Source organism: Corynebacterium sp. CCUG 69979, from assembly GCF_024454095.1.
Taxonomy (GTDB): domain Bacteria; phylum Actinomycetota; class Actinomycetes; order Mycobacteriales; family Mycobacteriaceae; genus Corynebacterium; species Corynebacterium genitalium.
Map to the genome: position 1 here is coordinate 16382 of NZ_JAGPZA010000011.1, position 13611 is coordinate 29992.

15 protein-coding genes are annotated in these 13611 nt (G+C 66.5%); 8 read left to right on the plus strand and 7 right to left on the minus strand.

Translation table 11 applies throughout. From position 1 onward, the window contains the following. The first annotated feature begins 16 nt into the window (after positions 1 to 16). Both KBX18_RS07390 and KBX18_RS07395 read left to right on the plus strand, forming a co-directional pair. Positions 17 to 631 (plus strand): carbonic anhydrase, encoded by a 615-nt coding sequence (locus tag KBX18_RS07390; RefSeq protein ID WP_040423496.1) that lies wholly within the window; start codon positions 17 to 19, stop codon positions 629 to 631. 11 nt (positions 632 to 642) lie between these two features. Further along, entirely contained in the window at positions 643 to 1461 is an 819-nt protein-coding gene (locus KBX18_RS07395; protein ID WP_255995468.1) for a DNA-directed RNA polymerase I subunit RPA34, read from the plus strand. On the opposite strand, the gene disA is transcribed toward KBX18_RS07395, so the two are convergent. The 3 genes from disA to KBX18_RS07410 are packed head-to-tail and all read right to left on the minus strand — an operon-like array spanning position 1458 to position 4520. Beyond that, positions 1458 to 2498 (minus strand): DNA integrity scanning diadenylate cyclase DisA, encoded by a 1041-nt coding sequence (disA, locus tag KBX18_RS07400; RefSeq protein ID WP_255995469.1) that lies wholly within the window; start codon positions 2496 to 2498, stop codon positions 1458 to 1460. The two genes, KBX18_RS07395 and disA, sit on opposite strands and share 4 nt — an antisense overlap. 2 nt (positions 2499 to 2500) lie before the next feature. After that, complete coding sequence (radA, locus tag KBX18_RS07405; protein WP_255995471.1) at positions 2501 to 3910, minus strand: DNA repair protein RadA; 1410 nt, start codon at positions 3908 to 3910, stop codon at positions 2501 to 2503. Positions 3911 to 3917: 7 nt separating this feature from the next. Next, positions 3918 to 4520 (minus strand): hypothetical protein, encoded by a 603-nt coding sequence (locus tag KBX18_RS07410; RefSeq protein WP_005288571.1) that lies wholly within the window; start codon positions 4518 to 4520, stop codon positions 3918 to 3920. Between the two features lie 283 nt (positions 4521 to 4803). On the opposite strand from KBX18_RS07410, the gene KBX18_RS07415 reads away from it, so the two are divergent. The 5 genes from KBX18_RS07415 to rlmB are packed head-to-tail and all read left to right on the plus strand — an operon-like array spanning position 4804 to position 9041. Beyond that, positions 4804 to 5397 (plus strand): CarD family transcriptional regulator, encoded by a 594-nt coding sequence (locus tag KBX18_RS07415; protein ID WP_255995472.1) that lies wholly within the window; start codon positions 4804 to 4806, stop codon positions 5395 to 5397. Next, positions 5384 to 6124, plus strand: coding sequence for a 2-C-methyl-D-erythritol 4-phosphate cytidylyltransferase (gene ispD / locus KBX18_RS07420; protein ID WP_255995473.1), 741 nt, complete (start codon positions 5384 to 5386; stop codon positions 6122 to 6124). The genes KBX18_RS07415 and ispD overlap by 14 nt, the downstream gene beginning before the upstream one ends. Positions 6125 to 6152: 28 nt before the next feature. After that, positions 6153 to 6632: a 2-C-methyl-D-erythritol 2,4-cyclodiphosphate synthase gene (gene ispF / locus KBX18_RS07425; RefSeq protein ID WP_255995474.1), complete on the plus strand. Its 480-nt coding sequence runs from the start codon at positions 6153 to 6155 to the stop codon at positions 6630 to 6632. A gap of 56 nt (positions 6633 to 6688) precedes the next feature. Continuing rightward, positions 6689 to 8110 (plus strand): cysteine--tRNA ligase, encoded by a 1422-nt coding sequence (gene cysS / locus KBX18_RS07430; protein ID WP_255995476.1) that lies wholly within the window; start codon positions 6689 to 6691, stop codon positions 8108 to 8110. Further along, positions 8103 to 9041 (plus strand): 23S rRNA (guanosine(2251)-2'-O)-methyltransferase RlmB, encoded by a 939-nt coding sequence (gene rlmB, locus KBX18_RS07435; protein ID WP_255995477.1) that lies wholly within the window; start codon positions 8103 to 8105, stop codon positions 9039 to 9041. The genes cysS and rlmB overlap by 8 nt, the downstream gene beginning before the upstream one ends. 12 nt (positions 9042 to 9053) lie before the next feature. On the opposite strand, the gene KBX18_RS07440 is transcribed toward rlmB, so the two are convergent. Then, positions 9054 to 9917, minus strand: coding sequence for a PHB depolymerase family esterase (locus tag KBX18_RS07440; protein ID WP_255995478.1), 864 nt, complete (start codon positions 9915 to 9917; stop codon positions 9054 to 9056). An 18-nt stretch (positions 9918 to 9935) separates the two neighbouring features. On the opposite strand from KBX18_RS07440, the gene KBX18_RS07445 reads away from it, so the two are divergent. Then, entirely contained in the window at positions 9936 to 11045 is a 1110-nt protein-coding gene (locus tag KBX18_RS07445; RefSeq protein ID WP_255995479.1) for a LacI family DNA-binding transcriptional regulator, read from the plus strand. On the opposite strand, the gene otsB is transcribed toward KBX18_RS07445, so the two are convergent. From otsB to KBX18_RS07460, 3 genes are read right to left on the minus strand one after another with little or no spacing between them, the layout of a single operon-like run. Continuing rightward, positions 11008 to 11835, minus strand: coding sequence for a trehalose-phosphatase (otsB, locus tag KBX18_RS07450; protein ID WP_255995480.1), 828 nt, complete (start codon positions 11833 to 11835; stop codon positions 11008 to 11010). The genes KBX18_RS07445 and otsB overlap by 38 nt on opposite strands. Continuing rightward, entirely contained in the window at positions 11832 to 12284 is a 453-nt protein-coding gene (locus KBX18_RS07455; RefSeq protein WP_255995481.1) for a hypothetical protein, read from the minus strand. The genes otsB and KBX18_RS07455 overlap by 4 nt, the downstream gene beginning before the upstream one ends. Further along, entirely contained in the window at positions 12281 to 13609 is a 1329-nt protein-coding gene (locus KBX18_RS07460) for a trehalose-6-phosphate synthase (RefSeq protein WP_255995482.1), read from the minus strand. The genes KBX18_RS07455 and KBX18_RS07460 overlap by 4 nt, the downstream gene beginning before the upstream one ends. Positions 13610 to 13611: the final 2 nt, after the last annotated feature.

Consider the following 13611-nt stretch of genomic DNA (forward strand, 5'->3'; position numbering starts at 1 on the left):
TGCCATAATAGTGGCCATGGCATTCCGAAAAATACCGCGAGAGACCTGGCAGCACCTACTCGAAGGAAATGAACGTTTCGCCACTGAAACTTCTGAGCGTCCAAACAACAACAGCGCCCGCCTCCAAGAACTGCGCGCCGGCCAAGAACCGTACGCGGCAGTGCTGGCGTGTTCCGATTCGCGGGTGCCTGTCGAGATGCTTTTCGACGCCGGCCTCGGCGAACTCTTCGTCGTCCGCACCGCCGGAGGGTGCGTGGATGCCGCCGTGACCGGATCCCTGGAATTCGCGGTGAAGAATCTCGGGGTGTCCCTGATCGTCGTGCTCAGCCACGAAAGCTGCGGAGCGATCGGTGCTGCCGCCACCTCCTTCGAGGAAGGGGAGATGCCCACCGACCTCACCCGCGTGTTCGTGGAAAAGATCGCGCCGAGTGTCATCGAAGCCAAGAAGCTTGAGCACGCCGACCGCGCTGTCATCGAAGAGACCCATGCGACGGTCACCGCCGAGCACTTGCGGCACCGCATCCCGGACGTGGAGGATCGCATTGCTGACGGCTCGTTGGGCATTGTCGCCGCGCGATACCGGCTTGAGGATGGCCGCGTCACACCCGTCGGAGAGCACTTCGGCCGATAAGATCTACAGGCGTGAGCCACCAACCGCCCCGACGAGACAGTTACACCCCGCGCCAGCCGCGGCGCCCGGAGCGCGGTGACGCGCGTGACTCTGCACGAGGCACGGACACTCGCCCCGTGCGGTCCCCGCAGCGCCTCCCGCAGGAGGTCTACGTCCGCCGCAGGGTCGCTGCGCTGGTCATCCTCCTCGCTGTGGCTGCCCTGGTGGTGTGGGGTTTAACGGCGTTCGCACGCTCCGGTTCCGACGAGCCGGAACAGCCCACCACAACCGCGCCGGAGACAATGGTGACCACCCCGACCGAACCGGACCCGGGCGCATCCGCCACGGAGACGGAGGCAGAGACCAAGTCCAAGGACGAAGACTCTACGGAGCCGTCCGAAAGCGAATCCGACAAGCCCGACGAGGCTGCACTGGCTTCCAAGAAGACCTGCGAGCTCGAGGACCTGCAGCTGACCGTGAATGTGAACAAGACCGCCTTCGACAGCTCGGACCCGGAGGACCAGCCGGACATCACCGTCGAGGTGAAAAACCCCACCGGCGCCGACTGCGATATCGACGCCACCGAGGACAAGCTGCGCTTCGAGGTCTACGCCATCGGCCGCGAAGGCTTCCAGCCCGTCTGGGGCGACACCGACTGCTACGACCCGGTGATCAACGGTGAGCAGACCTTCCCCGCCGGCGAGTCCCGCCACTTCAGCGCAACCTGGTCGCGCCTGGGGTCCTCGCCGGGCCAGTGCTCGGCACGTGAGCCGGTCGCGCCGGGCGCCTACGTCGCTTCGGTCTCGCTCGGAGACCACGCTTCCGAGGGCGTCACCTTCAACATCAACTAGCTAAGTCGGCGCAGACCCTCCGCAATGTGGCGCGCCCACAGCGGCGAGACATGCTCCGCCACCGCGAGCTGCTCCGGTTCGGCTGCGCGGATGGCGTCCAGGTCGCCGAACTCTTCCACGATGTGGTCAATGAGGAGCTTCTGCACCCGCGGGATACGCGACAGCACGCGGTAGCCGCGCGGGGTGACCGATTCGACCAAATTCTCTTCCGTTGCGGGCAAGCCGAGCAGGCGCGCCAGTGCCGCCGAGGTGAGGAGGTCGGAGTCGGGGAGGTTCTCGAGGTCGCGCAAGGCGCCGTCGATAAGCTCGGCGTGCGGAACGCCGTCGGTGACGATGTAGTCGCACACGAGCATCTCAATGTCATCGTCGATCGTGCCGCGCAGTTCGCTGAGCTGGAGGCGCAGCTGGCGGGCGTCGGTGCCCAGCTCAATGATCTGGTCGTCGATGTCGCGGGCGGCGCGCTGCAGCAGCAGCTGGCGTTGCAGCAGGTGCAGGACGTCCTCGACAGCGGCGTAGCGGTTCATCTCGGCCACCGCGAGGCGCTGGTTCGCCTTATCCACGCGCGAACGGTACTGCTCCACTGTCGCAATCGCCTGCCGCGCACGCGTCATCATCACACCGGGCTCCTCGATGACGTGGCGTTTCCCGGCGGCGTAGACGGTGACAATATTCATCGACGCCGACACGGACACCACCGGCGTGCCCGTGTGCAGCGCAGTGCGTTCAGCCGCGCGGTGGCGCGTGCCGGTCTCGGATGTCGGGAACGTCGGCGACGGCACAAGCTGCACGTTCGCGCGCGTGATGCGGGTGCCGTCCTCGGACAGGAGGACCGCGCCGTCCATCTTGGACAATTCCCGCAGCAGCGTCGGAGAGAATGGCACGTTGAATTCGATCCCGCCGTCGCAGATGGGGGTGACGTTGGGGCCGTCGCCAAGCACGATGAGCGCGCCCGTGTGGCCGCGCTTAATGCGCTCAAGCCCGTCGCGTAGCTCAGTGCCCGGGGCGAGACGCAGGAGAGTTTCGCGCATGCTGGTCATAATCACTCGAGCATACGCTTACCGACGACACCAATCGCCTCCTTCAGCGACCCCACCTCCGCCACACGCATCCCGTGCTGGTTCTCCGCGCTCTTGGAGCCGCCGGGGACGATCGCGTTCTCGTAACCGAGACGAGACGCCTCTGCCAGGCGGCGGTCCAGGGAAGGCACGCGGCGCAGTTCGCCCGCCAGACCGACCTCACCGATGACGACGGTGCGCGGCGGCAGAGGCGTGTTGTGCAAACTCGACCAGGTGGCCAGCGCGACAGCGAGGTCAGTGGCCGTCTCCGTGATGCGCACGCCGCCGACCGTAGCGACGTAGGCGTCCTTGTCATTGGTGCGCTCCCCGCAGCGGGCCTGCAGGACCGCGAGCACCATGGGGACGCGGTTGTAGTCCAGGCCGGTGACCACGCGGCGCGGCGACTTATTCACCGGGTCTACGGTCAGTGCCTGCACCTCGGCGAGGATGGGGCGCACGCCGTCGATCGCCACCGTGACCGCAGAACCGTCGGGGGTCTGGCCGCGGTGGGAAAGGAACAGCCCCGACGGGTCGGGGACCTCGCGGATGCCGTCGGCGGTCTGCTCGAAGCAGCCAACCTCATCGGTCGCGCCGAAGCGGTTCTTCAGCCCACGCAGCATGCGCAGGCTCGTCTGGCGGTCACCCTCGAAGTTGAGGACCACGTCGACCAGGTGCTCCAGCACACGCGGGCCGGCGACGTTGCCGTCCTTGGTGACGTGGCCGACCAGCAGGATCGGCAGATTCGTCGACTTCGCCAGGCTTGTCAGCGCGGCTGTGACCGCGCGGGACTGAGCCACACCGCCAGCGACGCCTTCCACACCCGGCGCCTGCATCGTCTGCACCGAGTCCACGATGAGCAGATCGGGTTTGACCTGGTCGACATGGCCGAACAGGACATCCAGATTCGATTCCGCCGCCAGGAACAACCGGTCTTGCAAGGCTCCGGTGCGTTCAGCGCGGCCGCGGACCTGGGAAGCGGACTCCTCGGCGGTCACGTACAGCGCGGTGCGCGGTTCACCGTCGGCACCGTCGGCACCGGCGGAAGCCCATTTCGACGCCACCTCCAGCAACAGCGTCGACTTTCCCACGCCCGGCTCGCCGGAGAGCAGGACCACCGATCCGGGGACGATGCCGCGGCCGAGGACGCGGTCGAGCTCGCCGATGCCCGTCGATAAGCGATGCGCCGCAGTGGCGTTGACTTTGGTGATGGGTTGCGCCGCTGACGACGGCGTCAACACTCGCGGGCGCGCCGAACCTGCGCCGGAGGCCGCGGAAACAGGGGCGGCTGATTCGGCGAGGGTGCCCCACGCGCCGCATTCCGGGCAGCGGCCGAGCCACTTCGGGGAGGAATAGCCGCACTCAGAGCAGGTGTAGACGGTGCGCTTCTTGGCCAAAGGCTAGTTACTGTGCTTCTTTGGCACTACCGTGGCCGGACTCCTCCAGCTCCGGCTGGCGGACGGAGTCGCCGGACTCGAGTGTCGGCGCAGCCACGGTAGCGGTGATATCGATGGTGCCGGAGTCGAACGTGAACGTCACCGGGATGTTGCCGCCGTAGGCGAAGTCCTTGTTGTCCAGGGCGGTCTCGACGTACTCGACGCAGGCCGTGGTGTCGGTGGACTGCGGCATCTGCTCCAGGCCGTCGGCGGAATCACCGACGATGTTGCAGTTGTAGCCCATCGGCTCCGTCGAATCCATCTGCACAGACTGTCCGTCGACCTCGATGGACTGCAGCTTGTGCTCGTGCATCTGGTAGTCCTGGTTCGATGCCGTGAACTTCAGGGCCGCTTCGCCGTTCTCGTCGAGGAGGACCGTGACGTCCTGGACGGTGACGGAGCCGTCCTCAGTCTGGGCGCTGGCACCGTTGACGGCCGCAACCTGAGAAGAGGTCTGGGTGATCTGGCCTGCCGAGCACGCTGCGAGCAGCAGCGCGGAAACAGCTGCAACAGAAACTGCGCCGCCGCGGCGGGCGACAGACTTCAGGGACTTCACGTCGATGTCCTCCATTACGAACAATCACGAATTACGGGGAATTCTGGGCGTATCACCGGTTTACCTTAGTCTTTCCTGGCCCCTAATTCACAGTTTTGTGCTGCCCCGGCGATCTTCCCCACGCCAGAACAGGGGTCAACCGGGGGTAACCGGGTGTGGTGTACCCGCGGTGCAGGCCGGGTTTCCGGGGTGGCAGCGCGCCGTCGTCAAGCACACTGCGCAATCGCGGACCGGGTAGCGATGTTAGAATCGTGGAGTTATTGGTCAGTGTGCCCGAGCTGTCTGCAAGGAGATGCCAGTGGATTTCAAGGTCGGAGAAGTGGTGGTCTACCCACACCACGGTGCTGCGCGGATCGCGGACATCGAGCAGCGGGAGATGGGCGGGGAGACCCTCGACTTCCTCGTGCTGAACATCCTGCAGTCCGACTTGTCCGTGCGTGTCCCGGTGAAGAACGCGGAGCTGGTCGGTGTGCGCGAGGTGGTCAACGAGGATGGCCTGCGCAAAGTCTTCTCCGTGCTGCGCGAGACCGACGTTGAGGAAGCGGGCAACTGGTCCCGCCGCTACAAGGCGAACCAGGAGCGTCTGGCATCGGGCGACATCAACAAGGTCGCCGAGGTTGTGCGCGACCTGTGGCGCCGCGACCAGGGCCGTGGCCTGTCCGCTGGTGAGAAGCGCATGCTGGGCAAGGCCCGCCAGATCCTCGTCGGCGAGCTCGCGCTTGCGGAGCCGATCGATGAGGCGAAGGCCGACGACATGGAAAAGGAAATCCAGTCGATCATCGCCCGCCACGTCGAGCAGGGGCTTGTGGCTAAGCCGAGCGACGACATCGACCCGGACGATGATGTCGACCTCGACGACCTGAGCTTTGACGACCCGGATGAGGACGACTAAACGCCGCGTCGTCGCCCTTGTCGCCGCAGCCGGCCGCGGCACGCGCCTCGGCGCCGACATCCCGAAAGCGTACGTTCCACTGCGGGGGCGCACGCTGCTGGAACGCTCCGTCGCAGCGATGGAGACGTCCGAAATCGTCGACCACATTGGCGTCATCGTCAGCCCCGACATGGAACCGCTGGCGCGCCGTTTGCTGCACGGGCACGACGTCCAGTTCATCCACGGCGCCGGCGAGCGCGCAGACTCCGTGTGGGAGGGCATCAAAGCAGTTTCGCTTATCGACGAGCTTGCCACCTCCGCCGTCCTCATCCACGACGCCGCTCGCGCCCTGACACCGCCGGGCATGATCGCCCGCGTGGCCATGGAGGTCCTCGCTGGCGCGCCCGCAGTGATTCCCGTCCTCCCCGTCGCTGACACCATCAAACGTGTCGACGCCGCTGGCACCGTCGTGGACACCCCCGACCGCTCTAGCCTGCGCGCCGTGCAGACGCCGCAAGGGTTCGACCTGGAGACGCTACGCGCCGCGAACGAGGCTTACTTCGGTAAGGGCTCTGCTGCTTTTGTGCCGACGGACGACGCGAGCCTCATGGAGTGGTTCGGCGTCCCCGTGACCACCGTGCAGGGCGACCCGATGGCGTTCAAGATCACCACGCCGATCGACCTGGTCCTAGCCAAGCGCATCACGGACGAGGCAGAACCAACCGTCTTCACCGTCCCCGGCAGCTAACCGCCAGCTGTGGCTAGGATCGGAGCGCATGAGTACTTCGCGCCTGCGTGTCGGCACAGCTTTCGACGCCCACCAGATCCAGTCCGGTAAACCCTGCTGGATCGCCGGACTGAACTTCGAGGGGGTGGACGGGTGCGAAGGGCATTCCGACGGTGACGTCGTCTCGCACGCGATCGTGGACGCGGTGCTGTCGGCGACGGGGCTTGGGGACTTGGGCAGCTTCGTCGGCGTCGGACGCCCCGAGTACGCGGGCGTGACGGGGGTGCAGCTGCTCACCGATCTGCGTGAGCTTGTGGAGTCGACCGGTTACACCGTAGTCAACGTGTCCGCCCAGCTGATCGCGCAGACCCCGAAGATGGGGCCGATGCGCGAAGAGGCGGAGCGTACCCTGTCCGAGGCGCTCGGTGCGCCCGTCTCCGTCAGTGCGACCACGACCGACCACATGGGGTTCACCGGCTCGGGCGAAGGCCGGGCGGCTATTGCGACGGCGTTGGTGGAGCAGCCTTGAGGGGGCGACGGCGTCGATAAGCGGGCCTGAGAGCGCGCATCTGGCAGACTAGGTACGTGACTCAGCAGATTTTCGACACCGCCACCCGCACGCTCCGCGACTTCGATCCGCTCCGAGAGGGACACGTGTCCATCTACCTGTGCGGCGCAACCCCTCAGTCGTCGCCGCACATCGGGCACCTGCGCTCCGGCGTCGCGTTCGACATCGTGCGCCGCTGGTTCGCTGCGAACGGCAACGATGTGGCATTCGTGCGCAACGTCACTGACATCGACGACAAGATCCTCACCAAGGCAGCGGAACACGACCGCCCCTGGTGGGAGTGGGTGTCCACGTATGAGCGCGAATTCAGCCGCGCCTATGAGACGTTGGGCGTGCTCCCGCCGAGTGTTGAGCCGCGCGCAACGGGGCATGTCACGCAGATGGTCGACTACATGCAGCGGTTGATGGACAACGGCTACGCGTACGCGGCGGACGGTTCCGTCTACTTCGACGTTGCGGCGTGGGTCGCAGCCGGCGGCGACTACGGGTCGCTGTCCGGCAACCGCGTCGAGGACATGGAGCAGGGCGAGACAGACAACCGCGGCAAGCGAGGCGCGCACGACTTCGCGCTGTGGAAGGCGGCGAAGCCTGGTGAGCCGAGCTGGCCTACCCCGTGGGGTGACGGCCGCCCGGGCTGGCACCTGGAGTGCTCCGCGATGTCGACGTGGTACCTGGGCGAGTCCTTCGACATTCACGGCGGCGGCCTCGACCTGCAGTTCCCGCACCACGAGAATGAGCAGGCTCAGTCGCACGCCGCCGGCGACGGCTTCGCCCGCTACTGGATGCATAACCACTGGGTCACCATGGCCGGCGAGAAAATGTCGAAGTCGCTCGGCAACGTGCTGTCCATTGACCGCATGCTTGAGGCGGTGCGCCCTGTCGAGCTGCGCTACTACCTGGGTTCCGCGCATTACCGCAGCGTGCTCGAATATTCGCCGGAAGCGCTGCAAGAAGCGGCAGTTGCTTATCGACGCATCGAGGACCTCATCACCCGGGCCAGCGCCCTCGCCCCCGTTGAACCGGGCCAGTGGACTGACGCTTTTGCAGACGCGATGAACGAGGACTTCAGCGTCCCGCGCGCCTTGGCCGAGATTCACAACACGGTCCGCGCCGCGAACAAGGCGCTCGCCGCCGGCGACACCGACGAAGCGACGCGTCTCGCCGGAGCAGTCCGCGCTATGGCAGGCGTGCTGGGTGTTGATCCGGTTGAGTGGGCTGACCGTGCCGGCGCCGGCTCTGATTCCGCCGACACCGCCCGAGTGACTGAGGCGCTGGACGTGCTTGTGCGCGCCGAGCTGGACCGCCGCGCTGAGGCGCGCACCGCCAAGGACTGGGCAACTGCCGACGCTGTGCGCGACCGCCTCACCGAAGCCGGCATTGAGGTCACGGACACCGCCGACGGCGCACAATGGTCCCTGAAGGAGAACAACAATGGCTAAACCGTACGACCGGCCCGACAAGCAGAAGAAGAACAAGAAGGGCGCGACCAAGGGGTCCGGTGGTCAGCGCCGCCGCGGGCTGGCCGGCAAGGGCCCGACCCCGAAAGCGGAGGACCGCGTCTATCACGCTGCGCACAAGCGCAAGCTGGAGCGGCAGCGCCGCGACTCCGGACGACACGAGCGCGAGGAGGCCGACTTGGTCGTCGGCCGCAACCCCGTGGTGGAGTGCCTGCATGCGAAGGTGCCGTCGGAAGCTTTGCTCATCGCGCAGGGCACCGGCCACGACGACCGGCTGAGCGAGGCCGTCCAGATGGCCAACACCCGCGGCATCCCTGTCCACGAGGTACCCCGCCGCGACCTGGACAACATGACCGGCAACACCCTGCACCAGGGAATCGGTCTGAAGATCCAGCCGTACAAGTACGCTGACGTTTTCGATCTGATCGGGGGCGTGCGCGACCGTGGCGAGACCGGCATGTTCGTCGTCCTGGACAACATCACCGACCCCCGCAACCTGGGCGCCGTCATTCGTTCGGCGGCCGCGTTCGGTGGTCACGGCGTCATCATTCCGGAGCGTCGTTCTGCCCAGGTAACGGGCGTTGCGTGGCGAACCTCCGCCGGCACCGCGGCCCGCCTCCCCGTCGCCCGCGCCACCAACCTCACCCGCACCATCAAGGAGTTCAAGGACAACGGCTACATGGTCGTCGGGCTCGATGCCGGCGGCGAGCACACCCTGGACACGTTCGACGGCGCCACCGACCCGGTGGTCATCGTCGTTGGTTCTGAAGGCAAGGGAATCTCGCGGCTGGTTCGCGAGAACTGCGACGTCATCATGTCGATCCCCACCGCCGACTGGGTCGAGTCTCTGAACGCATCCGTTGCCGCGGGCGTGGTGCTCAGCGAGTTCGCCCGCCAGCGCCGCATGCAGTAGTTCGGGCTGGCGCTACAGCCCGAAGAAGTTCGCAACGATCTCCGCGCCGACCACCTTGTCAGTGCCGGGGCCGAGCTTGTCGCTCATCTGCTTCGGGTTGGGGACGAGGTGGCCCATGCCTTCGATGGTCCACAGCTCGACGGGTGCCGCACCGCTGGCAGCATCGACTGCGGGGGAGCCGGGGCCGAAACGGTCCACGCGCACGCCGCTGACGGGCTGCGCGGAAACCGGCTCGATGTCTTCGCCCAGCCCGTTGAGAGCGGCGAAGAAACGCGCCGAATCGAGCGCCGCACGAGCCTGACCGCGGTTCGCGTCACCGATCCCGGACATGCCGCCGTCGTAGGGGACGAGCGGGTCGGCGGTGCCTTGGAGGGACAGGACGGGGGTGGGGGACCAGGCGTCGTAAAACGGGCGCAGCTCGGGCAGAACGTTGTCCGCGGTCGGCCACGGCGAGCCGAAGCACGCGATGCCGCTGAGCACTCCTGGGCGCTCGAGCGCGAAACGCTGCACCATCTGGCCGCCGTTGGAAAAGCCGCAGCCAATCACCCGGTCGGTTTCGTAGTGGGAGATCAGGGTGGTGAGGAAGGTGGTGTCGTCGACAAGCTCGCGGCGCGCCTGCTCATGGAAGCCGACGCGATGGTCGTTGAAGTGCCGCCCCACGCCGTCGGGGTACAGCACCACGCAGCCGCGGCCGGCGAACTCGTCGAACGTGTTGCCCGTGAAGTTGCGCGCGACGCTGCCCGACTGCAGCGAACCGTGCAGAAACAAAACCACGGGCGCGCCGGGGCGCGGCGAGTCCGGCAGCACCTCCGTGTAGCGGCGCTCGGTTCCGTTGCTGGTAAGGGTACGGCGGTTCACAATCACCCTGTTCACCATAGACAGTACGGTAGTCGCATGATGCAGAAGAAGGGCACGCTCGCATCCATCGCTGCTGAGTTGGGGGTCTCGCGGACGACGGTGTCGAACGCGTACAACCGGCCCGACCAGTTGTCAGATGTGCTGCGGGAGCGCATTTTCGCTGCGGCGGCTGCGCGCGGGTACACCGGTCCGGACCCGATGGCGCGGTCGTTGCGCACGCGCCGCGTCGGGGCGATCGGGGTGATTCTCACCGAGCACATGTCGTTCGCGTTCGAGGATCTGGCGTCGATCGACTTTCTCGCGGGGCTCGGTGAGAGTTCGATGGGCACGCACAACGCGCTCACGCTCATCCCGCTTGGTCCGGATGGAGGCGAGTCACCGCTGGTCGCCAGTGCGCTTGTCGACGGCTTCGTCGTCTACTCCGTTCCGTCTGCCGAACCCCACCTGGATGCCGTGCGTGCACGCGGCGTGCCGGTGGTGGTGTGTGACCAGCCGTACGACACTAGCGACGCGTTCGTCGGCATCGACGACCGGGCCGCGATCCGTGCGACCGCCGAAGCGCTTGTGGGGGCCGGGCACCAGCGGATCGGCATTGCCGCGAAACGCCTGTTCTCGGACGAGTCACGCGAAGGCGCCGTCACCGCGGCGGACGTCGCGGAGGCGGACATGCACGTGCAGCGTGAGCGCATCCTCGGTGCGCTCGATGTGTTCGCAGGCGCAGAGATTTCCGGGGCGCCGATCGTGACCAGGCATTTCAATGACCATGCGACTACAGTCGATGCCGCTCGCGAGCTTTTCGACGCATCCCCCGACCTCACCGCGATCCTCTGCACCACCGACTCCATGGCGCTGGGCGTGCTGGATTATTGCGCTACCCAAGGATGGGACGTGCCCGGGGATGTCTCTGTCACGGGGTTTGACGGAGTCGCGCCGGCGCTCACGCGCGGCCTCACCACCGTCATTCAGCCGAACAAGCGCAAAGGGGCGACGGTGGGCAAAGTGCTGGCCAAGCTTATCGACGCCCACCTCGACGACACCGCCACTCCATCCGGGGCGCTCAGTGCGAGCCCGGACGCGGACATCCCGCGCGTCATCCTGCCGACCCGGTTCAGCCCAGGGCGGACCGTCGCGCCGCCGCGAGAGTGACCAGGTAGTCGGCCATCTCGGCGACACCGCCGAGCCGGAACTGCGCCGCGGTATCTACTGTGGCGCTATCGACAGTTGCAGCATCGGCAGCGGTACCTCTGGCTGCACTGCGGACGATCTTGATCCCCACATCGCCGGCCGCGGGGTCGAGAACGGTCAGGGCGGTTTCGTCAGTCACGTCGTCACCGGCGAACAGGGTCGCGGTGTGTTTTTGTTTCTCGGCGCCGAGCCAGGTGCCCTTTGTCGTGTCGACGACGGAGAACTCGACGACATTGTGCCCGGGCGAGCCGGCGTTGCCGTGGAGGGTGTCGGGGGAGAGGGCGAGGGCTGCGTCGATAAGCGATTGGGCGCGCGCGGGATCGGATTCCGCGAGCTTCGCGACGTGTAGAACGCGCTGGTACGGCTTATTTTCCACGAACGCTGGGGCGCTGCCGGCGACGATCTCGCTCAGCTGTGCACTGACGCGGTCAAGGTACGCGCGTTGCGCCCCATCGAGCTGCGGCCCACCCTCCGTCGGCTCCGCACCGTGTGAGCCGACGAGAATCACCGGCGCGTCAAGCGGACACACGATCCGCAGCCCATCGAGGTGGCGCCCGGATAGCACTGCGACCGTCGTATCGCGCATGAGCGACAAATCCTCCAGCGCGGCGATCGCGTCCGGGTTGGGCGTGACGGCGTAGGCATCGGTGTGCAGCTCGCAGATCGTGCCGTCGAAATCAACGCAGACCAGCAGCTTCTTGGTGCGCGCAAGAGAGTCGAGTGCGGGGCGTGGGTCGAACGCGTCCGTCATTGTGCGACCAGCCTTATCGTCGGGGGATTGAGGTCGATCCCGTCACCGCGGCGGGCGGTCAGGGTGATTTCATCCTCACCGTACCGCCGCAGGTCGAACTCCGCGTCGGGGACGAGGATCTCAGAAAGCTGGGTGTGCAGGCGGCGGGATCCGCCGGCGCAGTCGCTGTCGAGCTTGCCGGTGGTGACGCCGCGCAGCTGCACGTCGCTATCGCTTATCGACGCCCCCGCCTGCAGCGGCGCGCACCCCGTCCGAGCCGTGAGCGACTCGCGGCCGAACACGATGACCGCGCGGCCGGCGGCGTCGAGCGGCACGTCGCCCGGGAAGTCGGGGTCGGTGTAGACGGCGACGATCTCCCAGGTCGTGCCCGCCAGCGGGTGGGTCGGTGCGGAACAGCCGGCGAGCGCGGCGGCGGCAGCGACGGCGATGGCAGCAGCTCCGCGCTTCATGCGCGGGCCAACTCGTCGAGGAAAGACTCCGCCCATGCAGCGACATCGTGAGTAGTCACGTGCTCATTCATCGCACGCATCGCGTCGCGCGCTTCGGTCGAACCTTGCTTATCGACGGCCTCCACAATCGCCCCCTTCACCGACTCAATATCGAACGGATTGCACAGGTGAGCCTGGTCCAGCTCGACGGCCGCTCCGGCGAACTCCGAGAGCACGAGCGCCCCGGAACCGTCCGGGTGGCAGGCGACGTACTCTTTCGCGACGAGGTTCATCCCGTCCTTGAACGGTGTCACCAGCATGATGTCGGCGGCGGAGTAGTAGCTGCGCAGCTGAGACTTCGGAACCGAGTGGTGCTCGTAGTGGACGACCGGGCGGCCGAGCTTGCCGTAGCGGCCGTTAATGCGGCCGACTGCTTCCTCAACACCTGCGCGGGTGGTCTTGTAGCTGGCGATGCGCTCGCGCGAGGGGGTAGCCACCTGAATCATCGCGACGGAATCGAGCCGGCCCTCCTGCAACAACTCTTCGATCGCGGTGAGACGCTGGAGGATGCCTTTGGTGTAATCGAGCCGGTCGACGCCGAGCATGAGCGTGCGCGGGTTCGCCAGGGAGCCGCGGACCTGCGAGATATCCTTCTCATCCGCCGGGCTGAAACCACCGTCACCGGTCTCGATCGAGATGGGAAACGTGCCGGTGCGCGGCGTTGTGGCGTGCGGGTCCTGGGCAGCGAGGTCCGTGAAGTTCATCTCGTCGCGCTTGCGTTGGAACCCGATGAGGTCTGCACCCTCCAGGCCGCGGAGCACGTCGCGGCGCCACGGCAGCTGGCGGAACAAGTCTGGGTTGGGGAAGGGGATGTGCAGAAAGAATCCGATTGTCAGGTCTGGGCGCAGCTCTTTAAGCATGCCGGGAACCAGCTGCAGCTGGTAGTCCTGCACCCACACCGTCGCGCCTTTGCCGGCAGTGCTTGCTGCTGCTTGCGCGAACTTCTCGTTCACAGCTTTGTAGCGCTGCCACCACGAACGGTCGTAGGTCGGCTTCACGATGAGGTCGTGGTACAGCGGCCACAACGTCGAGTTGGAAAAGCCCTCGTAGAACTCCTCGAAATCATCCTGGTCCAACTCGACCGGGTGGAGGGTGATGCCGTCATTTTCAAACGGCTCGAAGCTGGCGTCAGGTTCGCCCGGCCATCCGACCCAGCAGCCGCTGTTGCGCTTGAGCACCGGGGCGAGCGCCGCAACGAGCCCGCCTGGCGACGCCACCCACTGGCCGTCCACCCGGTCGACCGGGAGGCGGTTTGCCACCACCACAAACTGGTTGTCGCCGCTCATGA

Bases quoted from the DNA above. Each gene is read 5' to 3' on its own strand.
- KBX18_RS07410 (WP_005288571.1), bottom strand. From the start codon at position 4,520: ATGGAGGACATCGACGTGAAGTCCCTGAAGTCTGTCGCCCGCCGCGGC.
- otsB (WP_255995480.1), bottom strand. From the start codon at position 11,835: ATGACGGACGCGTTCGACCCACGCCCCGCACTCGACTCTCTTGCGCGC.
- KBX18_RS07390 (WP_040423496.1), top strand. From the start codon at position 17: ATGGCATTCCGAAAAATACCGCGAGAGACCTGGCAGCACCTACTCGAA.
- KBX18_RS07455 (WP_255995481.1), bottom strand. From the start codon at position 12,284: ATGAAGCGCGGAGCTGCTGCCATCGCCGTCGCTGCCGCCGCCGCGCTC.
- ispD (WP_255995473.1), top strand. From the start codon at position 5,384: ATGAGGACGACTAAACGCCGCGTCGTCGCCCTTGTCGCCGCAGCCGGC.
- rlmB (WP_255995477.1), top strand. From the start codon at position 8,103: ATGGCTAAACCGTACGACCGGCCCGACAAGCAGAAGAAGAACAAGAAG.
- KBX18_RS07445 (WP_255995479.1), top strand. From the start codon at position 9,936: ATGATGCAGAAGAAGGGCACGCTCGCATCCATCGCTGCTGAGTTGGGG.
- KBX18_RS07440 (WP_255995478.1), bottom strand. From the start codon at position 9,917: ATGGTGAACAGGGTGATTGTGAACCGCCGTACCCTTACCAGCAACGGA.
- KBX18_RS07460 (WP_255995482.1), bottom strand. From the start codon at position 13,609: ATGAGCGGCGACAACCAGTTTGTGGTGGTGGCAAACCGCCTCCCGGTC.
- disA (WP_255995469.1), bottom strand. From the start codon at position 2,498: ATGACCAGCATGCGCGAAACTCTCCTGCGTCTCGCCCCGGGCACTGAG.
- ispF (WP_255995474.1), top strand. From the start codon at position 6,153: ATGAGTACTTCGCGCCTGCGTGTCGGCACAGCTTTCGACGCCCACCAG.